The organism is Cytophagia bacterium CHB2, from assembly GCA_030263535.1.
Taxonomy (GTDB): Bacteria; Zhuqueibacterota; Zhuqueibacteria; order Zhuqueibacterales; family Zhuqueibacteraceae; genus Coneutiohabitans.
In genome coordinates, this window is sequence record SZPB01000051.1 from 1 (window position 1) to 23,997 (window position 23,997).

General features: G+C 50.6%; 13 protein-coding genes. All 13 read left to right on the forward strand.

All coding sequences use genetic code 11. The features are described 5' to 3' along the window. A partial coding sequence (locus FBQ85_07305; protein MDL1874965.1) for a high-affinity nickel-transport family protein occupies positions 1-424 on the forward strand: 424 nt, incomplete at its 5' end. Positions 425-480: 56 nt separating this feature from the next. Next, complete coding sequence (gene hypF / locus FBQ85_07310) at positions 481-2,907, forward strand: carbamoyltransferase HypF (protein ID MDL1874966.1); 2,427 nt, start codon at positions 481-483, stop codon at positions 2,905-2,907. A 595-nt stretch (positions 2,908-3,502) separates the two neighbouring features. Beyond that, positions 3,503-5,008, forward strand: a complete 1,506-nt coding sequence (gene xylB, locus FBQ85_07315; protein ID MDL1874967.1) for a xylulokinase — start codon at positions 3,503-3,505, stop codon at positions 5,006-5,008. Between the two features lie 333 nt (positions 5,009-5,341). After that, entirely contained in the window at positions 5,342-6,673 is a 1,332-nt protein-coding gene (gene xylA / locus FBQ85_07320; GenBank protein MDL1874968.1) for a xylose isomerase, read from the forward strand. A 544-nt stretch (positions 6,674-7,217) separates the two neighbouring features. Next, a complete protein-coding gene (locus FBQ85_07325) occupies positions 7,218-8,972 on the forward strand; it encodes a sodium/solute symporter (GenBank protein ID MDL1874969.1) in 1,755 nt (584 codons plus the stop codon). A 275-nt stretch (positions 8,973-9,247) separates the two neighbouring features. Next, on the forward strand, positions 9,248-10,060 hold the full coding sequence (locus tag FBQ85_07330; GenBank protein MDL1874970.1) for a GxxExxY protein: 813 nt from the start codon (positions 9,248-9,250) through the stop codon (positions 10,058-10,060). 110 nt (positions 10,061-10,170) lie between these two features. Then, complete coding sequence (locus tag FBQ85_07335; GenBank protein MDL1874971.1) at positions 10,171-12,543, forward strand: glycoside hydrolase family 127 protein; 2,373 nt, start codon at positions 10,171-10,173, stop codon at positions 12,541-12,543. Between the two features lie 86 nt (positions 12,544-12,629). Then, positions 12,630-13,673, forward strand: coding sequence for a galactose-1-phosphate uridylyltransferase (gene galT / locus FBQ85_07340; GenBank protein MDL1874972.1), 1,044 nt, complete (start codon positions 12,630-12,632; stop codon positions 13,671-13,673). An 88-nt stretch (positions 13,674-13,761) separates the two neighbouring features. Further along, positions 13,762-15,234, forward strand: coding sequence for a GHMP kinase (locus FBQ85_07345; GenBank protein MDL1874973.1), 1,473 nt, complete (start codon positions 13,762-13,764; stop codon positions 15,232-15,234). Positions 15,235-15,253: 19 nt separating this feature from the next. Continuing rightward, positions 15,254-16,408, forward strand: coding sequence for a galactose mutarotase (locus tag FBQ85_07350; GenBank protein MDL1874974.1), 1,155 nt, complete (start codon positions 15,254-15,256; stop codon positions 16,406-16,408). A gap of 1,343 nt (positions 16,409-17,751) precedes the next feature. Then, positions 17,752-20,811: a TonB-dependent receptor gene (locus FBQ85_07355; GenBank protein MDL1874975.1), complete on the forward strand. Its 3,060-nt coding sequence runs from the start codon at positions 17,752-17,754 to the stop codon at positions 20,809-20,811. 59 nt (positions 20,812-20,870) lie between these two features. Beyond that, positions 20,871-22,709 carry a T9SS type A sorting domain-containing protein gene (locus tag FBQ85_07360; GenBank protein ID MDL1874976.1) on the forward strand — a complete coding sequence of 613 codons (1,839 nt, stop codon included), beginning with the start codon at positions 20,871-20,873 and terminating at the stop codon, positions 22,707-22,709. A 244-nt stretch (positions 22,710-22,953) separates the two neighbouring features. Next, a partial coding sequence (locus tag FBQ85_07365) for a hypothetical protein (GenBank protein ID MDL1874977.1) occupies positions 22,954-23,997 on the forward strand: 1,044 nt, incomplete at its 3' end.

Below are 23,997 nucleotides of genomic sequence, written 5' to 3' on the forward strand. Positions count from 1 at the left end.
CGGCGATTATGTTCATAGTCATCCTCACCGGCACGCGCCCGAGAATCATGGCCATGACGAGAACGCCACCCCGCAAGCCTGGCTTGATCGCGTGTTCGGCAGAATTGGGTTTTACCAAATTCTTCGACCCATTATCATCGGCATTGTTCACGGCCTCGCCGGCTCAGCCGCGTTGGCGCTGCTGGTGTTGACTACGATTCGGGAGCCTTTGACCGCACTGGCCTATCTTTTGGTTTTTGGCCTCGGCACGATCGCTGGAATGATGTTGATCACGGTGGCCATGGCCCTGCCGTTTGCCTATTCTGCAAGACGCTTTGCCAGCGCCAATCGCCATCTTGCCACGGCTTCCGGCGTGTTGAGTTTGATTTTTGGCTTGTTTCTCGCCTATCGCATCGGCTTTGTAGAAGGACTCTTCACGCAATAGTCGAGAGTTTGTCTGAAGTTGAGCATCACACGCGGTTCGGTGAATTTCTTGTAATCATGACTGGTGCGCGTATAAAAATAATTCTGCGGGGCGCGGTGCAAGGCGTGGGATTCCGCCCTTTTGTTTATCGCCTGGCAACGGAGATGAATCTCGCCGGCTGGGTGTTGAATTCCGCGCAGGGCTTGTTCATCGAAGCGGAAGGCATGCGGGCGACACTTGAAGAATTTCTGCTGCGACTCGAAAAAGAAAAACCGCCCGCCGCCGTTGTGCATAGTTTGGAGTTTTCCTTTCTTGATCCGCGCGGCTATGCACACTTCGAAATTCGCCAAAGTGAAGAATCCGGAAAAAAGACCGCCGTGATTATGCCGGACATTGCCACCTGCTCGGATTGTTTGCGCGAAATCTTTGATCCCCGCAACCGGCGTTATCTTTACCCCTTCACCAACTGCACCAATTGCGGCCCGCGATTTACGATCATCGAAGCATTGCCGTATGATCGCCCCAATACTGCGATGAAAAAATTTGCGATGTGCCCCGCGTGCCGGGAAGAGTATGACGATCCTCATGACCGCCGCTTTCATGCACAGCCCAATGCGTGCCCGAGTTGCGGCCCGCATCTCGAATTGTGGGAGACGAATGGAAAAGTTCTCACAAAGAATCATGATGCGTTGCAGCAATCTGCCCACGTCGTGCGCGAAGGAAAAATTTTGGCGCTCAAAGGTATTGGCGGCTTTCTGTTGATGGTCGATGCGCGCAATCATGATGCGGTTATGCACTTGCGTGCGCGCAAACAACGCGAGGAAAAGCCTTTTGCGGTGATGTATCCCTCGCTCACCACTATCAAGGCAGAGTGCCACGTTTCCGCGCTCGAGGAACGCTTGCTGCAATCTCCCGAATCACCTATTGTTCTGCTCGCGCGTAAGCCGGCAATCCGCAATCTGACATCTGCAATCGCGCCCAATAATCCCCATCTCGGCGTGATGCTGCCCTACTCACCGTTGCATCATCTGCTATTGCGCGAGTTGGGCTTTCCTGTGGTCGCCACCAGCGGCAACTTGAGCGACGAACCCATTTGCATCGACGAGCACGAGGCCTTGGCGCGACTTGGCGCTATTGCCGATGCGTTTCTCGTGCATGATCGGCCTATCGTCCGGCATGTTGATGATTCCGTCGCGCGCGTTATGCTCGGACGCGAGTTGATTTTGCGGCGTAGCCGCGGCTATGCGCCGCTGCCGATTCATTTGCATGAAACGCTTCCCAAAATTTTGGCCGTCGGTGCGCATCTCAAAAATACCATTGCCGTGAGCGTTGCAAATAACGTTTTTCTCAGCCAGCACATTGGCGATCTGGAGACAAAAGAAGCGCATAAGGCTTTTCAAAAGGTGATTGCAGATTTTCAACGTTTGTATGAGTGCACGCCGGAAGCCGTTGTCTGCGATCTGCACCCGGATTATCTTTCAACGCAACACGCGCATGCGTTAAAGATTCCTGTTATCGCCGTGCAGCATCATTATGCCCATGTTGCGGCATGCATGGCGGAAAACGAACTACAACCCCCGGCGCTCGGTGTGTCGTGGGATGGAGCCGGCTTTGGCCTTGACGGCACGATTTGGGGCAGCGAGTTTCTGCATGTGAAAAATAAATCGTTTGAGCGTGTCGCTCATTTTCGTTCGTTCAAATTGCCCGGCGGCGAGGCGGCGATCAAGCAGCCGCGGCGCGCGGCGCTGGGTGTTTTATATGAAATCTTCGGAACCGCCGTGTTTGAGAGAGACGATTTAATTCCGCTCGAAAGTTTTTCTCGAAGTGAATTGCGCCTGCTGCAGCAGATGTTGGAAAAAGATCTGAATACTCCGGTTACCACGAGTGCAGGTCGATTGTTTGACGCCGTTGCCGCGCTTGTTGGTTTGCGGCAACACACAGCCTTCGAAGGCCAGGCCGCGATGGAATTAGAGTTTGCTATTGGCGAAGCTTGCACGGATGAGATTTATTCATTTTCGATAGATGATCTCGGATTTCGGAATGCGGATTTCGGAATGCGGATTGATGATCTCGGAATGCGGAATGCGGATTTTGGAATGCGGAATGATGAATCTGAGACAATGAATGTACCGGCTTCGACCTCAGATTCCCGCTCCGCGCTCCGCAATCCGCAACCCGCAATCCCCGATCCCCAATCCGCAATCGTCATCGATTGGCAGCCGATGATTTTAGGGATTGTGGAAGACGTGAAATGTGGGCAGGAGGTGGGATTGATTGCCGCAAAGTTTCACAATACGCTGGTGGAGATTATGATTGCTGTTGCGCGTGCGATTCGGGAACAGAAGATTGTGCTGTCAGGCGGTTGCTTCCAAAACAAATATCTTGCTGAACGCGCCGTTAGGCGACTGAAGGAGGCGGGCTTCAAACCGTATTGGCATCAACGCGTGCCGCCGAATGACGGCGGTATTGCGCTCGGGCAGGTGATGGCAGCCGCGCGGGTATGACGGCCAAGCCGCGCACTCCATTTGTCCGGCCGGCTTTGTTTGGAAAACCTGCTGCGTGGGCGCAGACTCGCATCGCGGCGCCTGTTCTGCAAAAATAGTTGTGCACCTCGCCGCGTGTTTTTTTTCTTGTCCCGTGTTTCTAATTTTGCCATCTTAGCAACCAATTCCAGTATCGATCAATCGCTTCAAGCTGCAGGTATCGGTGACGATAATTTGGTCCTCTTTTTGAATCGGTTAAATGATTTTAAAAAAGTTCAAATATAGGCACGGTGCGTGGGCCGGGATTTTGTTTCGGCTATTGCCTTTCCGTCGGGACCTCTTTGCGAATTCTTTTCACCGCGAAGGCGCGAAGAACGCAAAGTCCGAATAAGCTTTTGGTGGCCCGGTTTTGATGGGAGCCGTTGAATACACCAAGTTGCCAGAGGTTACTCAATACAAGGTATCTTTCTTTGCGGGCTTGGCGTCTTCGCGGTTTCGGGCCAGTCCCAAAAGTGGTTTTCGAAGTTTTTATCAATGAACCTCGCGGTTAGGCTTTTGCAGTATTGACGGCGCAAGCCAGTTTGAGAATTCAATATAGAACCATATGGGAGCAACGATGAGCGATCTCTTCCTCGGAATTGACTGCGGTACGCAAGGCTCAAAAGTCTTAATCGTTGATCGCGACGCGCGCGCGATTGTCGCGGAAGCCTACGCGACGCATGAGTTGATCGAAGACAATCTCGGCAAGCGCGAGCAGGAACCGCGCTGGTGGATAGCTGCCATTGCAACCGCCATCAAATCGGCTTTGCAAAGCGCGAAACTCAATCCCAAAAACATTCGGGCGATTGGCGTTTCCGGCCAGCAGCACGGCTTTGTGCCGCTCGACAAAAAGGGCGAAGTTATTCGTCCCGCCAAATTGTGGTGCGACACGGCGACGGCAGCTGAAGCTGAGGCCATGACGCAACGCCTGGGCGGCGAGGCCAAAGTCGTTGATTTGATCGGCAATTCCATTGCTGTGGGATTCACCGCATCAAAAGTTGAATGGCTCAAGCAGCATGAGCCGGCGAATTATGAGAGATTGGCGACGCTGCTTCTGCCGCATGATTACATTAATTTTTGGCTCACCGGCGAACGAAAAACCGAACATGGCGATGCTTCGGGAACTGCTTATTATGATGTGCGCCAGCGCAAATGGTCAAAAGAAGTTCTGCGCGCAATTGACCCTAGCGGCAAGTTGGAAGAATGCCTGCCGGAGTTGGTGTCTGCTGAAGCGCCGGTGGGGAAAATTCGTGCAGACATTGCGCAGCAATTCGGTTTCGATGAATCGGTATTGGTTTCTTCCGGCGGCGGTGATAACATGATGGCTGCCATCGGCACGGGCAATGTTTCCGCTGGTGTCGTGACCGCCTCGCTGGGAACGTCCGGAACGATTTATTCTTTTGCTGAAATGCCGGTGGTCGATCCGCAAGGCGAGCTTGCCGCGTTTTGCTCCAGCGATGGCCATTGGCTGCCATTGGTTTGCACCATGAATGTCACGGTTGCCACCGAGCTGACGCGCGAGTTGTTCAATCTCGATATTGCAACATTAAACAAGGAAATTGCGCAGGCTGCGGTGGGCGCCGAGGGATTGTTGCTTTTGCCGTATTTCAACGGCGAACGCACGCCGCCGCTGCCGCATGGCCGCGCCACGCTTTTTGGCATGAGCAGCACGAACTATACGCGCGCGAACGTGTGCCGCGCTGCCATGGAAGGCGCGACCTTCGGTTTGCGCTATGGCCTTGACGTGTTGGCACGCAACGGCATTACGCCCGGAGAGATTCGTTTGGTGGGCGGCGGCGCCAAGAGCAAGGTTTGGCGGCAAATGGTAGCGGATGTTTTTGGATGTCCGGTGGTTTGTCCGGTCACGCAAGAAGCCGGCGCGCTCGGCGCCGCGTTGCAGGCGTTGTGGTGCTATTCACATGCGCAGGGCGAAAAACTCAATTTGAAAGCGATTACAGATGAATTTGTTTCGTTGGATTCATCTACATCGGCCGCGCCGCAGGCGCAGAATGTGAATGCTTATAACGAAATCTATGCGCGATATTTGAACCTTGATCAGCAACTTCGTCCGTTGTTTCAGTGAACCCGGCGTTCAAGGTTTGGAGGGCAAATGCCCCGAATGGACGATATGATGGTAGCCACGCCGTTCATGGCGTGGTTTGCAAGGGCAGGCAATGAGAGTCCCGCCAGGGACGATTGAAAATGTTCCTTGTGATTTAATTTCGACAATATCGTTCATCCGTCCCTGCGGGACTTTGATAAATTGCCGTTAATCTTGTCCCCGCGATCAATCGCGGGGCTATGTTCGTTTCGTCCCTCCGGGACTTTGCAAACATCTGCGCAGATCCGCGCAAATCTGCGTTCGAAATTTTCGCTTGATCAACCATCAACGTTTTCAATCCAATGAGAGGCCGCTATGAACACCTATTTTGCTGATATTGCCCCGATCCGCTATGAAGGCCCGGATTCGAAGAATGCTTTATCTTTCAAACAGTATAACCCGGCGGAAAAAGTCGGCCAGCGCACCATGGCCGAGCATTTGCGTTTTTCGATCGCCTATTGGCATTCCTTCTGTGGTGAGGGACTCGATCCCTTTGGCCAGCCCACGCTGCGCCGGCCCTGGCTGCAAGCTTCTTCGGCGATGGCGGCTGCCGAACAAAAGTTGCAAGCGGCATTTGAATTCATCACCAAAATCGGCGCGCCGTATTATTGTTTTCATGATCGTGATCTCGCGCCCGAGGGCAAATCGCTGTCAGAGAGTCACGCGAATTTGGAAAAAATGTGCGAGCAGGCGCTGCAAATGCAGAAAGACACTGGCGTCAAATTGCTGTGGGGCACCGCCAATCTGTTTTCGCATCCGCGGTACATGTGCGGCGCTGCCACCAATCCTGATCCGAACGTGTTTGCATATGCCGCAGCGCAAGTGAAAAAGATGATCGAGATGACCCACATGCTGGGCGGTGAGAATTATGTTTTTTGGGGCGGTCGTGAAGGCTATGAAACCTTGCTCAACACCGACATGAAGCGCGAGCAGGAACATTTCGCCGCGTTTCTGCACCTGGCGGTTGACTATGCCAAAGAGATCGGCTTCACCGGGCAAATGCTCATCGAGCCGAAGCCGAAAGAGCCGACCAAACATCAGTATGATTTCGACGTAGCAACGGTGATCGGATTTTTGAAAACCTATGATCTGGCCGACAAGTTCAAATTAAATATCGAAGCCAATCACGCCACGCTTGCAGGCCACAGTTTTCAGCATGAATTGGCGCTGGCTTCCGCGCACGGCCTGCTCGGCAGCGTGGATGCCAATCGCGGCGATTTGTTGTTGGGCTGGGATACCGATCAATTTCCCACGGACATTTACGAAACGATCTCTGCGATGCTGGTCATTCTCCAGCAAGGCGGCTTGGCGCCCGGCGGATTGAACTTCGATGCGAAAGTCCGGCGCACCAGCACCGATCTCTCCGATTTGTTTCATGCGCATATCGGCGGCATGGATGCTTTTGCGCTGGCGCTGAGAGTTGCGTATCGCATGCAGGCAGACGGAGTTTTGCAAAATCATATCAGCAAAAGATATGCGGGCTATGATTCCGGCATCGGCGCAAAAATCGAAAAGCGGCAAGCCTCATTGGCAGAGCTTGAAAAGCATGCGCTGCAAAGCGGCGAACCGGAAATCCGTTCGGGCCAGCAGGAAAAACTTGAAAACATCATCAATCAGTATTTGGTGAGTGTGATCAAAGCGAGCTAAGCTGGCCGATTACCCCCTGTCTTGCGGGAGCAATTCCCAGAAGTTGGTGCTTCCAAATTGCCCTTTCATTGAGCCGCGAAATTATGTCACCGCTTCGTGGTTTTATGAAGAAAAAACGCCATAGAAAGATAGCCAACAAGAACAGAGTAAAACCCGAAGGGTGACATATTTGCTGCATCAACTCTTGGGAATTGCACCCGTGTCTTGCACAATTGATGAGGCGAATGATCTGTTTTCGAGTACATGGTTTGCGCGAAAGCAGACTTCTCGGCTACACACATAGCGAACAGTTGCTATGAAAAAATTTATCCATTCTCGCCCTGTCATCCAGCAGGGACTCTGTGAAGTATTAAACACAGTGCCGAGTACTTCACAAGTTCCCTGGATGACAAGGCTAAGGATGATTCGTATTTAAGGTAACAAGCATTTGGCTGGTATCGCTGGCTATTTTCATTCATTGGAAATTTTCTTCAATCGACTTGCTGATAAAAAACGAGGCGTTTTATCAAAATACTTGAGCTGTGAACCTGAGAGAGGAGGAGCAATCGTGGCACTACATGCGCTGGATTGGGTTGTTATTGCGGCGTATTTCGCCGTGATTTTGGGATTGGCGTGGTGGGTGATCAAGCAAAGACAAGACAATCCCACCGACTATTTTCTTGCCGGGCGCCATCTCGGCTGGTTTGTGATCGGCGCCTCCATCTTTGCCTCCAATATTGGCTCCGAGCATCTGGTGGGCCTGGCCGGCACAGGCGCCACTGACGGCGTTGTGATGGCGCACTACGAATTGCATGCGTGGTGTTTGCTCGTGTTGGGCTGGGTCATGATTCCTTTTTACATGCGCTCCAAAGTCTTCACCATGCCGGAGTTTTTAGAGCGGCGTTTCTCCCCGACCGCGCGCACCGTGCTTTCCGTCATCTCGCTGGTGGCGTATGTCTTGACGAAAATCGCCGTGGGTATTTTTGCCGGTGGCGTCGTCTTCAGCGTGTTGCTGCCGGATATTAATTTTCTCGGCCTTGATAGCTTCTGGGCCGGTTCGATTTTGGTGATCGTGCTCACCGGACTTTATACGATATTCGGCGGCATGCGCGCCGTGGCATACACGGAAGCCTTGCAAACAGTGATTCTCATCATTGGCTCGGCCTTGGTCACGTTCTTTGGCCTGAAAGCCTTGGGAGGATGGGGCGAGCTGCGCGCTATTGTCGGACCGGAGATGCTTAATCTTTGGAAACCGCTGGTACCTGCCGGCATCGAAAGTACCTGGGCGCCGGTGCGCGAAACCGGCCGCATGGCCTGGTATTTTAATGACAATTATCCCTGGCTCGGCATGTTGTTCTGCGCGCCGATCATCGGCTTGTGGTACTGGACCACGGATCAATACATCGTGCAACGCGCGTTGGGCGCGCCGAATGAAACCGAAGCCCGGCGCGGCGCCATCACCGCGGCGTTCTTGAAACTGTTGCCGGTTTTTATTTTTATCATCCCGGGCCTCATCTGTTTCGCATTGGCGCAAAGCGGAAAAATTCCGGCGTTGCGCGCGCACTTGTTCAGCGCCGAAGGCGAGTTGTTGCGGGACAATGCGCAGCAGGCCTTTCCGCTGCTCGTTGCGCATGTCATGCCCATCGGCATTCGCGGGCTGGTGGTGGCAGGCCTGCTGGCGGCATTGATGAGCTCGCTGGCCGGCGTTTTTAATGCCTCTTCCACGCTGTTCACGATGGATTTTTATTCCCGGCTGCGGCCACAAGCCACGCAGCATCAATTGGTGTGGATGGGGCGCGTGGCGACGGCAGCGATGGTTCTCATCGGCCTGCTCTGGATTCCGGTGATTCGAGGCGGCAAGGGACTTTATGATTATCTGCAAGGCGTGCAGGCGTATCTCGCGCCTCCCATTTTTGTCGTCTTTTTTCTCGGCGTCTTCAACAAACGATTGAATGCCAAAGGCTGTCTCGCTGCGTTGGTCACCGGTTTTGCCTTGGGACTCTTCCGCCTGGCCATTGATACGCCGGTCAAGCTGGTCGAGAATTTTGCCTACACTCAAGGTTCGTTTTTTTGGATTATCAACAATATCTTCTTTCAGTACTATAGCTTGCTGATTTTCGTGGTGTGCGTGATCGTCATGCTGGTGGTGAGCTACATGACGGAAGAACCCGCTTATTCAAAAATCAACGGCCTGACCTACGCGACGACTTCGCACGAAGATCGCGCAGCTTCGCGCGCGAGTTGGAGCAGAGGTGATGTGATTGCCTCGGGAATCGTGCTGGCGCTGATCATGATGGCTTATCTTTATTTCACGGGGTGAAAAGCCAGGCAGAATGATTGGCTGGCAGAATGATGTGTATCAAGATTATTCTTCCGGGCATGATTTTGCCATGTAAGAAAATCCGGCAGAATAATCGGCTGGTAGAATGATGTGTGTCAAGATTATTCTTCCGGACATGATTTTGCCATGTAAGAAAATCCGGCAGAATAATCGGCCGGCAGAATGATGCGTTTCAAAATTATTCTGCCGGGCATCATTCTGCCATACCGGAAGGCTGAACAGAATAATACTGCGAGAATTTGGGGAGGTTTTTCATGCCGATCGAGGTCAAGCACAATATTCAGAGAATCACCGAGCAGGAGTTTCATGAAATCGATTATCAGGTTACGGGCCTTGCTTTTGCAATTCAAAATGAGTTCGGTAGACTGTGGCGCGAGGAGATCTATCGAAACGAACTGGCGAAGCGATGCCGTGAAGTCGGGTTTGCAAATGTCGAGACGGAAGTCCCGGTCTTCGTTTCTCATCAAGGCTTTTGCAAAGAGTATTTCGTTGATTTGCTCGTGCAGGATGCAATTGTTTACGAGTTGAAAACCGTTGTCAAACTGAATCCGGAGCACGACAAACAAGCTTTGAATTATTTGTTCCTACTTGGGCTGCAACATGGCAAGCTCATCAATTTTCGCCCGGCGTTAGTTGAGAAACGTTTTATTTCGACAACCCTGTTTCCAAAAGATCGCTATGAGATTGTGTTTGACGATAAGCATTGGGTGGAAATGGATGAGGATAGCGCCCGTCTGAAGAAGTTGGTGGTTGAATTGTTATTGGATTGGGGCGCATTCTTAGAAGCAAACTTGTTTCAGGAAGCGATTTATCATTTCCACGGAGGGGAAGATCAAGTGGTTAGAGAAATCGACGTGATTCAAAAGGAAATGAGAATAGGAAAACAGAAAATTCCATTGCTCAATTCACGTGCCGCGCACCAAGTGACGGCATTAACGAAGGGCGTCGAAAGCTTCGAAGAACACCTAAGCAAATTTGTTCGCCTGACCAGGTTGAACGCCATACAATGGATCAACCGCAATCGCCACGTGATTACGGTTAAAACCATAGCAAATTCAAGCCCATAATCATACTGTCGATCAATCATCCTGCCATAATGATTCAGTTTTGGCGCAAGGAGCGAAACATGGAATACAATTCTGCGCAGGGGCTCAAAACAGGCGTTGCTATTGCAATAATGCTGCTCTCGGCATTTGGTTGCGGCCCCTCCGGCTCAAAAGATTATCCTCTTCGCCCCGTGGCTTTCACTGATGTGAAGATGACAGATCATTTCTGGCGGCCGCGCATGGAAACGAACCGCGCGATCACCATACGGCACGCTTTTCAAAAGTGTGAAGAAACCGGTCGCGTGGATAATTTCGCCATTGCCGCGGGAATGATTAAAGGCGAGCAAAAAGGCCTTTATCCGTTTGATGATACCGACTTGTACAAAACTCTCGAAGGCGCTTCGTATGCGTTGATGGTTGATCCGGATCCCGAACTCGAGGCTTATCTCGACAGCGTTATCGCTATTGTTGCCGCGGCGCAGGAAGAGGACGGCTATCTCTATACCGCAAGAACGAACAAGGCAGAGCGGCTCAAAAATTGGTTCGGCGAGCAACGGTGGGAAAAACTCGACGGCAGTCACGAGTTGTACAACGCCGGCCATCTTTTTGAAGCGGCGGTAGCGCATTATCAAGCCACCGGTAAGCGCAATTTGTTGGAAGTTGCGTTGAAGTTTGCAGATCTAATTGACAAGACTTTCGGTCCCGGCAAGCTGCAAAAACCGCCCGGCCATCAAGTCATTGAAATGGGGTTGGCGAAACTCTATCGCGTCACCGGCGAGGAACGCTATCTCAAGTTGGCAAAATTTTTTCTCGATGTGCGCGGCCAAGCGCTGGACGGACGAAAACTCCGCGGCGAGTACAATCAGGATCACAAGCCGGTGCTCGAACAGGAAGAAGCCGTGGGACATGCGGTGCGCGCGGGCTACATGTATGCCGGCATGGCCGATGTCGCCGCTTTAACCAATAATGCTTCGTACCTCAAAGCCATTGATCGCTTGTGGGAAAACGTCGCCGGAAAAAAATTGTATCTCACCGGCGGCATCGGTGCGATGGGTTCCAACGAAGGCTTTGCCGGGAACTACGAGTTGCCCAACATGAGCGCCTATAACGAAACCTGCGCCTCGATTGCCAATGTTTATTGGAACCATCGCCAGTTTCTGCTGCACGGTGACGCGAAATATTTGGATCTCATGGAAAGAACTTTGTACAACGCGCTGCTTTCCGGAATTTCATTGGAAGGAACGCGCTTCTTCTATCCCAATCCGCTCGAATCGGTCGGCCAGCATGAGCGCGCGGAATGGTTTGGCTGCGCTTGCTGTCCGGGAAATGTGACGCGCTTCATCGCTTCCGTACCGGGTTATGTTTATGCGATTCGCAACGACGAACTGTTTGTCAATCTTTATGCTTCGAACGAAGCGCAGCTTGTGATCAACAATAAAAAAATGCGCGTCGCGCAGGAAACCGAATATCCCTGGAATGGCGCGATTCGACTGACGTTGCATCCGGAAGCGGAAGCGATGCAAATGACGCTCAATTTGCGCATTCCTGGGTGGGCGCAAGGCCGGCCGCTGGCTAGCGATCTCTATCGCTATCTCAACAATGAAGCGGCCAAGGTTAGCGTGAAAGTGAATGGCGAAGCGGTTCCTCTGAAGATGAACAACGGCTTTGCGCAAATTCAGCGCGCGTGGCGTGCGAATGACGTGATCGAGCTTGATCTTCCCATGCTCATTCGCCGGGTAGTTGCGCATGACAGCGTGAAAGCCGATGTCGGGCGCGTGGCGCTTGAGCGCGGCCCTCTGGTCTTCTGTGCTGAATGGCCGGATCACGAGGGCGGGCATGTTAGAAATTTGTTCTTAGCAGATGACGCCGGCCTGACAACGGAATTTTTTTCTGATCGGCTGAACGGTATTCAAGTGTTGCGCGGCAAAGTTGCAGGATATTACGCCGGCAAAAGCGAAGCGCTCGAAAAGCGAGAACGGGAGTTGCTGGCCATTCCATATTACGCCTGGGCGCATCGCGGCAAGGGTGAGATGACGGTTTGGTTTGCTCGTGATGAAGCCGCGGTGCAGCCGGTCGGTCTGCCGACGCTTGCCTCCACTAGTCAAGTGCAAGCCTCGTTCGGGAAAAATCCGCAAGCCGTTAATGATCTTTTGCAGCCGGCAAGTTCCGGTGATCGTGAAGCGCCCTATTTCCACTGGTGGCCGAACAAGGGGACAACGGAATGGGTTCAATACGATTTCAACAAGCCCGAAGAGGTTTCGACAGTAGAAGTGTATTGGTATGATGACACCGGCGTGGGCGAATGCCGCGTTCCGCAATCGTGGCGCATTCTTTATTGGGAAAATGGAGACTGGCGGCCGGTTTACACGCCGGGCACATACGGCATTCAAAAGGATCAATTCAACGAAGTCGTATTTGAAACCGTGCGTACGACTTCGCTGCGTTTGGAAGTTAAATTGCAAGAGGGCTGGGCCGGCGGCATTCATGAATGGAAAGTGAAATAGGTTTTTAAGTTTTCTGGCAGAATTATCAAATGGCAGAATGATTTTTTGGGTTAATCATTCTGCCGATTCATCATTCTGCCATGTAAATGGAGGTATCCGTGGTTTGGGAACAGAGATGGCATCCGCTGCGCGAAGAGTGGGTAATCATTGCCGCGCATCGTCAGAACCGGCCGTGGACGGGCGAGACGGTGGACAATGCTAAATCCGAATTGCCGGAGTATGATCCAACTTGTTATCTTTGTCCCGGAAACAAACGGGTGAGCGGAGCACAGAACCCGCAGTATCAACAAACCTTCGTTTTTGATAACGATCATGCGTGCGTGAGTTGGGCTGCGCCGGCAATCCCGCAAAAAGATACGGGAATTTACCAAACCAGTCCGGCGCGCGGGGTGGCGCGCGTGGTATGTTACAGTCCCAAACACAATCTCACGCTGGCCGAGCTTGAGTTGCCAGAAATCATTACTTTGCTCAAGGTTTGGCAAGAGCAGTATCGCGAGTTGGGCGGCCATCCCGAAATCAACCACGTGCTGATTTTTGAAAACAAAGGCGAGGTGGTGGGCGTGTCAAATCCGCATTCACATTGCCAGATCTACGCTACCAATATTGTGTTTAAGTTTATTGAAACGGAAGCCCGGGTCTCGCGGGATTATTTTCTGAAAACCCAGCGCCCGCTGTTTCAGGAAATTCTCAAGGAAGAAAAAAGCGACGGCAGGCGCGTGATTTGCGAGAACGATTCCGCCATCGCATTTATGCCGTATTTTGCGCGATATGCTTATGAAGTCTATGTGGCGCCGAAAGAGACGCATCCGAGCCTGGCGGATTTGTCGCGCGAAGAGTTGCGTGATTTCGCCGCCGTGCTGCAGCAAGTGTTGATCAAATTCGATAATCTCTGGCGCATGCCGTTTCCCTACGTTATGCCTCTGCATCAAGCGCCTACGGACGGCAGGGATCATGGCAGCTTTCATTTTCATATTGAATTTCATCCGCCTTTGCGCAAGCCGAATTTGTTGAAGTATCTCGCCGGCCCGGAGATTGGCGGCGGCAATTTTTTGAGTGATACTTCCCCGGAGGAAAAAGCGGAAGAGCTGCGCAGTCAAGCAGATGCGCATTACAAGAAACTATCGAAATAAATGAAGGGCAAAATGATTTTATGGCAGAATGATTTGTTTTAAAAATTATCCTGCCGTTCAATCATTCTGCCATAAAAACGCATTCAATATGTATCGCATCGTTCAAGGCACGACTCACGGCTTGCAAGACGTCTCTCGTTTTGTTGACGTCATCAATGCGCTGGCCCAAAGCCAGATCGCCGAAGCGAGGACGTTGTTTGATCCTGAGAAAGAAATTATCGTCACGCGCGCGCCCGGCCGGCTCGATGTGATGGGCGGCATTGCTGATTATTCCGGCTCATTGGTTTTGCAATTGCCGCTGCGGGAAGCGACATGCGTTGCGTTACAAGTGGCTTCGGATAGAAAGCTGCGAATAGTCAGTTTGGGAGAAAAAACGAGCAACCGTTCGCCGTATTTTGAGATGAGGTTAGAAGATTTCGAACCGCACGGCAGCGCGTGCGATTATCAGATTGCGCAAAAATATTTTCGTAAAAATCCCGGAACGCAGTGGGCCGCTTATGCCGCCGGCGCATTTCTCGTTTTGATGAAAGAGCGAAGCGCGATATTCAAAACCGGCGCGCGCATTTTAGTTTATTCGGAAGTTCCCGAAGGAAAAGGCGTAAGTTCCTCTGCCGCGCTTGAAGTCGCAGTGATGAAAGCGGTGACCGCTGCGTTCAACCTTGAAATCCCTCCGCAGGAATTAGCGCGATTGTGCCAGAAAGTTGAAAACCTCATCGTCGGCGCGCCCTGCGGCATCATGGATCAAATGACTTCGGCCTGCGGTAAAGCGAATGAACTTCTGGCGCTGTTGTGCCAGCCCGCCATTTTGCAAGAGCCGGTTGAGATTCCGGAGCATCTCGCTTTTTGGGGAATAGATTCCGGCGTGGCGCATTCTGTCTCCGGCGCGGACTATACATCGGTGCGCATCGGCGCGTTTATGGGATATAGAATCATCGCAGAGTTGGCGGGGCATAACTTTTCGCCTGCGCACAAGCAGCATCACGTTCATGTTGCTGATTCGCGTTGGCATGGTTATTTGGCCAATCTCACGCCTTCGGTTTATGAACACGATTATGCCGCGCAGTTGCCGGATGAAATCAAAGGCAGCGCGTTCATCGAGCGCTATCGCGGCACTACGGATGAGGTTACAGAAATCAATCCGGAAAGAGAGTATCGCGTCGCGCGGCCAACGGCTCATCCCATATACGAAAATTTTCGTGTGCGCACTTTTGCGGCGCTGCTGCATAATTCAAAAAGCCGGTTGGCAATGCAGCAACTCGGAGAATTGATGTATCAATCGCACAGTAGTTATTCCGCTTGCGGCCTGGGCTCGCACGGCACAGACCGGCTGGTCGAGCTGGCGAGAGAAATCGGCCCGGCAAAAGGAGTGTACGGCGCCAAAATAACCGGTGGTGGCAGCGGCGGCACGGTCGCAGTATTAGGCGCTGTAGATGCGAATCACGCCGTCGCTGAGATTGGTGAACGATATGCCGCAGAAACAAATCAGTATCCCAAAATCTTCAAGGGTTCCTCAATGGGCGCAGATGATTTTGGTTGCATCGTTTTGCAGAATGATCTATAAACTACGCAAGGAAAAAGCCATGAAACTCCTTGAACCGTTTCGAAATTTAATCGCGCTTTTAGTCATTATGACCACTCCTCTCCTTCATGCTGATGAAGGGCCGCGCATCACCATGCGCCAGTTTGGCGAAACGGCCAGCGGCCAGGCAGTTATGCTTTACACGCTCACCAACGCGCACGAAAACCTTCTGGAAATTACCAACTATGGCGGCATTATCACGCGCCTGGTCGTGCCTGATCGCAACGGCAAATCAAGCGATGTGGTGCTGGGTTTTAATACGCTTGACGAGTATGTAAAAGATTCGCCGTATTTCGGTTGCCTCGTCGGCCGCTACGGCAATCGCATTGCGCACGGGCAGTTTGTTCTCGAAGGAAAAACGTATGCGCTGGCAAAAAACAACGACCCCGGCGGCATGCCGTGCCACCTGCACGGCGGCAATGTGGGATTTGACAAGGTCGTGTGGAATGCGACGCCGCTGATTGAAAACAAAACTGCCGGACTCAAGCTCACTTATCTGAGCCGCGACGGGGAGGAAGGTTATCCCGGCAATCTTGCGGTGGAAGTTTATTATTGGTGGACGAACGATGACGAGCTGAAGATTGACTATCGCGCGATCACGGACAAGCCCACGCCTGTGAATTTGACGCATCATTCCTATTTCAACCTCAAAGGCGAAGGCAGCAGCGATATTTTGGGGCACGTCTTGACGATTCATGCCGAGGAGTTCACGCCGGTCAACGCCGGTTTGATCCCGACCGGCGAGCTTGCCAAAGTGAAGGGCACGCCGTTTGATTTTTCAACGCCCACGGCCATCGGCGCGAGAATCATGGCGGATCATCAACAATTGAAATACGGTGGCGGCTATGATCACAATTGGGTTTTAAAAAAACGCGCCGGCGCTTTGGAACTAGCCGCCACTGTTCATGAGCCGGCCTCCGGGCGCATGATGGAAGTTTGGACGACGGAGCCGGGATTACAATTCTACAGCGGTAATTTTCTTGACGGGCATCTCACCGGCAAGAGCGGCAAGCCGCATAATTATCGCTCAGGCTTTTGCCTGGAAACCCAGCATTTCCCCGACTCACCAAATCAGCCCAAATTCCCGAATACCATTTTGCGTCCTGATGAAAAATATGAATCACTCACGATTTATAAGTTCACCGTCAAAAAATGATGCCTTTAAGTCACCATTTTCGTTTAGGAACGCATTTAAATGACTTTCTCATTTTTGAAACCGCGAAATCCGCTTACAGAAAGCTTTTTAGTTCCGGCTCGTCCGGATTAGGACTTTTTCTCGCAAGCCGCAGTGAAGTTGCTGTATCGGTTCTTGACAGCAAAAAAACAAGGTGTGTTGTGTATAATGAAGTTTGAAATTTTGGTTCTATGCTGTTCTGTGTGGGCCGCACGAATACGCCGAAGGCGTTCAACAACAAAGCCGAGAGTCGCGCGCAGCGCACCCTCGGAAAACAACCATGCCCACGAGAACTCTGAAAGAGTTCGACAAAAAAATGTTATGGTCGCCGGCCCGTCGTTCATTTTCGTTAAGGTTTTTGTTTTAGGATGCAATTTTTGTTGAACACCTTTGGTGTTCTTTAGAATTGGGTGTTAGATTACCCAGGGTGCCCAGAAACTGGGTGCCCTGGGCTGAGTTGTACAACGCCTTCGGCGTATGATTTATCACAGTATGTCATGGGCACGCAATTACCCACACTAATCAGCACCGAACCGAAATTTTTGTATCAAAGTGAACTTGTTTTTGAATCACTTCAAGCAATTTATTTTTTTGAACATACTCCTGAGCAGGGCTAACCAGGCGAAAATCAAATTTTCGCTTTTCATGAAATTATTTGCTTGACATTACCGTAATAAATGGTTATTTTTTTTGCGAAAATTGAACCGATTCAAAAGTTTTATTGGAAGTACAGCCGCTTAATCTCAACTGCAGTTCTTTCCGCACCGCGATAAACGTTTTTGCAGAATTGTTCATTTGATTTTGTAATCGAATCAAGTAACTCTAGCATAGACGTGAAAACCGTGAGAATAACCAAGCGCGTATTGCCGTTCCCAAAATCCTTTCTTCTCTCCTTAAAAAAAGCAAAAGTAAGTAAGTCTAAATTGGTCTCTTGCCTGTAACCGATTTGAACAACGCCGTTGCTGTTCCTAAGTTGGGTGTTATGCTTTCAAGAGATAGGTCGCTTTTAATCAATTAAAAGTGAAGTCGTTGCTCTAAAAGCAAAAAATTTTTGTAAGCGGATTTTATGGTAAACGGATATTGCCCTTGCTTTATCTCTTACCCCCAAATCCGCTTGCCGAGATCCTCGGAGTTGTGACTTGCTTGTGTTGAGTCTTTGTAAGCGCTTCAATTTTATCTATTAATCGTTTGGATCAAATCACACAGGCTTTATCGCAAGATTTCAGACGTCCCTCGTTTTCGAAATTTGAGAGGCGTCCCCAATCTCGCAGCCTGTTCAGAGTTTTGTTTTGAGATGTCTTTCTTCTTCTAAGAGGGAGATTACAATGAAGATCATGACGAAAGTACTCTCGCTGCTTATAATGCTCTTTTTGGCCTCGTCCTTATATGCAGCGCCTTCCGGGAAAATATCTGGCCAAGTAAAAGCGGCAGACACCGGGGAGCCGCTTCCGGGAGCAAACGTTTTTCTCGAGGGCACAAAATTGGGATCCTCCACCGACCTGAATGGCCGATTTGTCATCCCGAGTGTGCCGGTTGGGAATTATAAACTGAAGATAACCTATATTGGTTATCAGAGTAAAAAAATTGATATTTCTGTTGAAGACGGCCAGGAGCTTAAGCAAGCCATTGCTCTGAGCTCGGAGATTATTCAGGGTAAAGAAATCGTCGTTACTGCCCAGGCGGAAGGACAATTAGGGGCAATCAATCTGCAACTGGCTTCCGATAAAATTGCGAATGTTGTCTCCGAGCAAAGAATTCAGGAGCTGCCGGATTTCAATGCGGCGCAGGCCATCAGCCGCTTACCGGGCATTTCAACAACACAAAGTTCCGGTGAAGATAATAAGGTTGTTATTCGTGGGTTGTCACCTCAGTATAATTCTATCGAAGTTGAAGGCGTTACGCTTTCTGCAACCGGGAGTTCACAAATCGGGCTTTCCTCAAATCCTGAAATAGCCGCGCAAAATATCAGTAATGACCGCAGTGTGGACCTCACGATGGTATCGCCGTACATGATTAGGACGATTGCGGTTTACAAGTCGCTGACGCCCGACATGAACGCCAATTCGATAGGCGGAACCGTGAATATGGAATTAAGAGAAGCCCCGGCAGGCCTTCACACAGATCTTTTGTTTCAAGGGGGCCATACGGCCAAGAGTAATACGTATGGAAACTACCGGGCCGTCGCATCCGGAAGTCAACGCTTTTTTAATGAGAAGCTTGGCGTCTATGGGCTTTTTAACGCCGAATCCTACGATCGCGATGCCGACAACATGGATGCTGTTTATGGCATTGCCTCATCGGTTATAGATTCGGTAACCAGGTTTCGTCCGGTGCAAGTTAATACGGTGACATTTAACCGGCATGTGGAAACCAGAAAACGTTACGGAGGAAATTTAATTTTAGATTATAACCTCCCGAGAGGATCGCTTAAGTTTGTCAATATGTTTGCCAGGTTAAATTCGGATTTTACGGATCACCGCCAGAACATCCGATACGATAGTGGCAGAATGGAATGGCAGCTTCGGGTGGGCGAAAATGTCACAGACCAGCAATTGCACTCTCTCAAATTGGAGTATGATTTAGGATTTTTGAGTGCAGATCTATCTGCCAATTACACCGCGTCCAGCAACGTATTGGATAAGTCGCCTCGAATAAACTTCAATCAAACCGATGCCTTGCAAGCCGGCGTACGCCGTGACAATCAGAAGCCCGAAGATCTCACGTATCTGCTGACGAACTTTAAGGGAGTCAATGAAGTCGTGCTCAGAAGTGGTGATTTGCTGAGCAGCGACTATCAGGAGGAGAAATATACCTACAAAGCAGATTTTGAGCTCCCATTTAATCTTGGCACCGGAGCCAGCGGTTTCTTCAAATTTGGCGGCCAAGTCAACAACCAATCCAATTCCACCGATCAGGAAACGCCTTATTTAGGATTTGGGGGAGGTGCAGATGTTAATACTGGTACCAACATTCAGCCCTCGATGATTCGAGGCATAAGGGATCAGTTTGGCTTGGTCACGAATAACAGCGGCGATTTGACGGGGGAATGGTTTATCAATAGCGAAAGTAAACTCTACAACGCCTTTTTGGATGATAGGTTTGGAGATATCTTTTATGCCTCCAACCCGGTTTTGCTGACGAACATATTAAACTATATTATCGGCAACCCTGCCTTCAATGCCTCCAATCGCGATTTTAGTTCCGGCGCCCAAGGCGGCTGGTATGATGGACCCTACCAGCAGCTTACCAACGACTACAAATATGACGAAGACTATTACGCCGGTTATGCGATGACGAATTTTAGTTTCCTGGACTTCACGGTGATCGGCGGAGCGCGTTATGAAAAGGTGAAAACCAAGTACTTTGCCTATAACGCGAGAGATCAAAGGAATGCCCAAACACAGGTGATGTACGATACCACGGATTTTAAGGAAAACGAATTCTGGCTACCGATGGGGCAGGTTAAGTACTCTCCCTTTGATTGGTTGGATATTCGTTACGCTTACACGCAGACGCTTGCCCGGCCGGATTACCAAGCCATTAGCCCGAAGTTTACCATCACGCAGGGTAACCAGATATACACCGGCAACCCGGAGTTGAAACCAGCAAAAGCCCAAAATCATGACGTCAACGTGACGTTTTTTTCCAACAAATTAGGGCTTCTGACGATAGGCGGTTTTTACAAAACTATAGAGAACTTTGTCTATACCGCAAATTATCAGTTGGATGCCGCTGATTTAGCCGGGCTTGACACGCTCTCCCGCTACCAGATTGTCCGCAATGGAGCCCTGGTGGTAACCCCGGTCCTGACGAGCGGCAGATCGAACGCCAGTGTGTTTCGGCCTTTGAATAATCCTTTTGATGCGACCGTCAAGGGGCTTGAATTTGACTTCCAGCACCGGTTCTGGTACGCGCCCGGGTTGTTGAATGATCTGATTTTGGGAATCAACTATGCGCGGATTAAATCTGAAACCAAGTATCCATTCTTCAAAACCCAGGTCATTCCAGGCACGAGACCTCCTCAATTCGGCCTGGTCGATAGCTCATCCACCGGACGATTGCTTAACCAGCCCAATCACGTTCTGAATGCCTATGTCGGTTATGATTACAGAGGCTTTTCTTCCCGGCTCTCGTTTGTTTTCCAGGATAACTCGGCCAGAGGCAATGGCGGGGAGTTTCCGGAAAACGACTCCTTCACGAAAGAATATTTCCGCATGGATTTCTCGGCCCGTCAAAAGCTTCCCTACTTCAAGAGCGAGCTGTTCCTGGATGTCAGCAATCTGAATGATAGGAATACCAGTTGGGTCCAAAAGTCAACCGAAGGGTTCAGAGGCATCGAAAACTACGGCTTGACGGCAAATCTCGGCTTAAGAGTAAGGTATTAACCTTGATGAAATTCATCGCCAGTTCGTCAAACTTATTTAACGCAAGAAGGGAGTAAGCCATGAAGCACTCATTACTGTTTCTCCTGGTAATGCTTTGCTTTAGCAGTATGCTGTATGCTCAAAAAGATACAGTATCTGTGCAAGGGTACTACGAATCCGGAAACCAATACGGTACCCTGAACGATGCCATTGACGCCGCCATAGCTAATGGCACGATCAACACTACCGTCTTTAAGTTGACGCCGTATGAGATCTATGTGCTGAATCGAAGTATTTATTTAGACCATGGGCAGAACCTTGAAATTGTCGCCCCAAAGCCGCTCCGGGCCGGTGAGGGAACTGCTGAAGAAGTACAAAACTCTGCGCCCCCCCAAATCGTTTGGACGGAGGAACCCATTGACCGGGGATATATTATCCAAAGCTATGGGGATGTCGTGATGAAGAATATCTGGGTACGATACGCGGATATTTTGGGCAACAAAGTGGCGAGTTCTTCTATTGTGTTTGAAAATCAGCAGGATGCCAACGATCCCGAGCAGGGCGATTTTGACGGCTGCATTTTTGATTATGCCGGAATCGGGGTTGAGGCGGGAGGCGCGATTACCGTAAAAGCAAATCACTTCGTCGGTAATTTCACCAACTGCTACTTCCGGAATCTTTCCGATAACCATTTCCAGTATTATGGGCGCGCCGTCTCTTTTCCCTATCAAAGCACAGAGTGGCACTACGACAAGCTTCTCTTTGAAAACTGCACCTTTACCAATATCAGCCGAATCGTCATGGAGGAAGCTAACGAGTACGGCGACAACATTCATATCAACCACTGCACCATGTTGAATTCGATAGAATGGGTCGTTCAGACTCAGGGCTTGTTGAGAAATGCGTCGATAACAAACTCTATTTTTTTAAACCCTAATGTGTTGGGATATCGCGCGCTTGACGTGTGTGAACCGGGCCAGACTTACAATGATTTCCTCGCGGGAAGATGCGATCCCCCGGGCGGTGGTTTGCTTAACGGCATAACTCCGGTAGACTCACTCAGCATTGTCGTTCCCTTTACGGACTATGATCGAAAGCTTTTTATCGGCAACAATGTTTATGCCTTTTCAGATTACATGAAAGCCTGGTATACGGAATGTGATTGGTGCCGGGAACAAACGCGGCAGCGACGGCCTGAGGAGTTGTTTCATCCACCCCCGATGCTGGGTGAAAACGAGATCGCGTTTATCGACTCCGTGGACGCGCAGGGCAACAAGGCGTTCAAAACCATGAACGTTGACTGGTCGACCATCTACGACGTGGATCCGGGTTTCATCGTCGAAGCCACCAACCAGGATACCTTTCTGCTTTTCGTACGATACAAATGGAACAGCAATGCCGATGTTGACTGGTCCTATCGGCCAGATGCAGGATTCAAACAAACCTGGCCGCTGCCCGAGAATCTGGCCTACAGCAATGTGGCATATCAGACCGCAGCCATGGGCGGGTTTCCCTTGGGAGATTTGAATTGGTATCCGGACAAGCTGGAAGCATGGAAGGCCCAAAGAGACGCGGAATGGACAACGATCAATAATTGGCTCACGTATGGTACACCCACCCCGTCGAGTGTAAAAGAAACCGCGGGGCCTGCGCCAACAAACTACTCACTAGAGCAGAATTATCCGAATCCGTTTAACCCGACAACTCAGATCGAGTACTCCATCCCGACGGCAGGTTTTGTATCGTTGAAAGTATTCAATGCTCTGGGACAGGAAGTCGCAACGATATTTAGCGGCCATCAGAAGCCTGGAAGGTATGTTGCGACATTCGACGCTTCCGGGTTGTCAAGCGGCGTTTATATGTACCGGTTGCAAGCAGACGGCGTTTCTATTATTAAGAAACTCCTTTTGATGGAGTGATAAACGGCAGTATCGACTTGCGTGCATAATCCCGGCGAAAGCCTGGCTTTGTTTTCGCCGGGATCATGCAAAGAAGGTTTTTCCGATGATAAATTAGGGAGGTGGTTAAGCTTAACTGAATTGTGACTCACATGGCCTGAAATGATGAAATGCAATTACTGAAGTTGTTGCAAGCGTTCCTTACCTCCTTGCAGTGAAGATAACTTCCGGTGTTCCCTTGGTAAATCTTTTAGAAGGAGAAGGTATGAAGAGATTGACATACGGCTTTTTTTTGACTGTAACGGCACTATTGGTTTTTAGTGAAGTTACAATCCAGGCGCAGACCCTGGTTGATCAATGGGGTTCGACAAGCCAGGGAAGGAGCTGGCCGATCCTGAATGATGCCAATACTCCCGCTGGTAATGCTGGCATGGCAGGTGCCAACCCCATACCCGGCAATGGTTGGGCTACGATTCGTGGTGAATTTAGCCCTCTTGAAGCAACCACAAGCCAGGCAGTTGTTGTTACCGGTAAAATACAGTTTGTCGGTGCAACCGGCGGCGGAAGTACCTATACTCCGCTCCGTTATGCCTTGACGTATCATGAGAATGATACCCTCAATAATGCATTAACAAGCGATGCTGCTTGGGTGAGAGCTCTCGGTTCGGGATATCAATTCATGCCAAGATCGGGTGCAGGCACCGTTGCAAATGGCGCCTGGGGCAGTGGTACAGTCGGTGTACTTAGCAATGGCAACTGGAATAGCACCAATAGCAATAACGGCCCGGCTCTTGCGACCATACTACAGGCCCCTCGCAATGCCGAATTGGTGCCGGGAACATATGATTTCGCTTTTTCGATTCAGGCGGTCAATGATACCACCAACGAAGTCAGATGGTATCTCATTGAAGCAGCCAACAGATACTGGTTTGGCGGTATTGTCACTGGCACCGCCTCAACAACGACATTCAACGGTGTCTGTTTCGGCGTCAATACCGGCGGCTGGACTGAAGTTAATTTAACAGGAGTAAGTGCTGGATTAGGCTCTCCGATTACCGTGCCGGAAGCTCCCTGGGAACCTTACTACGTTGATCTATGGGGTACTACTCCTCAAGGTAGATACTTCCGGATCACGAATGACGCCAATACACTGGTAGGAGATGCTAGTATCGTAGGCACTGGTCCTATCAATGGCGCAGGTCAGGCTACAGTACGAGGTGGTTTTGGTCAGAATCTGCCCATCAAGACAAATGAAGCGCTGATTGTGAGCGGTGAACTCGAATTGGTTGGTACCCTTGGTGGAGAAAGT

What these genes read in the sequence shown, in the direction of transcription:
- hypF (MDL1874966.1), top strand. Translation starts at nt 481, where the DNA reads ATGACTGGTGCGCGTATAAAAATAATTCTGCGGGGCGCGGTGCAAGGC.
- xylB (MDL1874967.1), top strand. Translation starts at nt 3,503, where the DNA reads ATGAGCGATCTCTTCCTCGGAATTGACTGCGGTACGCAAGGCTCAAAA.
- xylA (MDL1874968.1), top strand. Translation starts at nt 5,342, where the DNA reads ATGAACACCTATTTTGCTGATATTGCCCCGATCCGCTATGAAGGCCCG.
- FBQ85_07330 (MDL1874970.1), top strand. Translation starts at nt 9,248, where the DNA reads ATGCCGATCGAGGTCAAGCACAATATTCAGAGAATCACCGAGCAGGAG.
- FBQ85_07335 (MDL1874971.1), top strand. Translation starts at nt 10,171, where the DNA reads ATGCTGCTCTCGGCATTTGGTTGCGGCCCCTCCGGCTCAAAAGATTAT.
- galT (MDL1874972.1), top strand. Translation starts at nt 12,630, where the DNA reads ATGGAGGTATCCGTGGTTTGGGAACAGAGATGGCATCCGCTGCGCGAA.
- FBQ85_07345 (MDL1874973.1), top strand. Translation starts at nt 13,762, where the DNA reads ATGTATCGCATCGTTCAAGGCACGACTCACGGCTTGCAAGACGTCTCT.
- FBQ85_07350 (MDL1874974.1), top strand. Translation starts at nt 15,254, where the DNA reads ATGAAACTCCTTGAACCGTTTCGAAATTTAATCGCGCTTTTAGTCATT.
- FBQ85_07355 (MDL1874975.1), top strand. Translation starts at nt 17,752, where the DNA reads ATGAAGATCATGACGAAAGTACTCTCGCTGCTTATAATGCTCTTTTTG.
- FBQ85_07360 (MDL1874976.1), top strand. Translation starts at nt 20,871, where the DNA reads ATGAAGCACTCATTACTGTTTCTCCTGGTAATGCTTTGCTTTAGCAGT.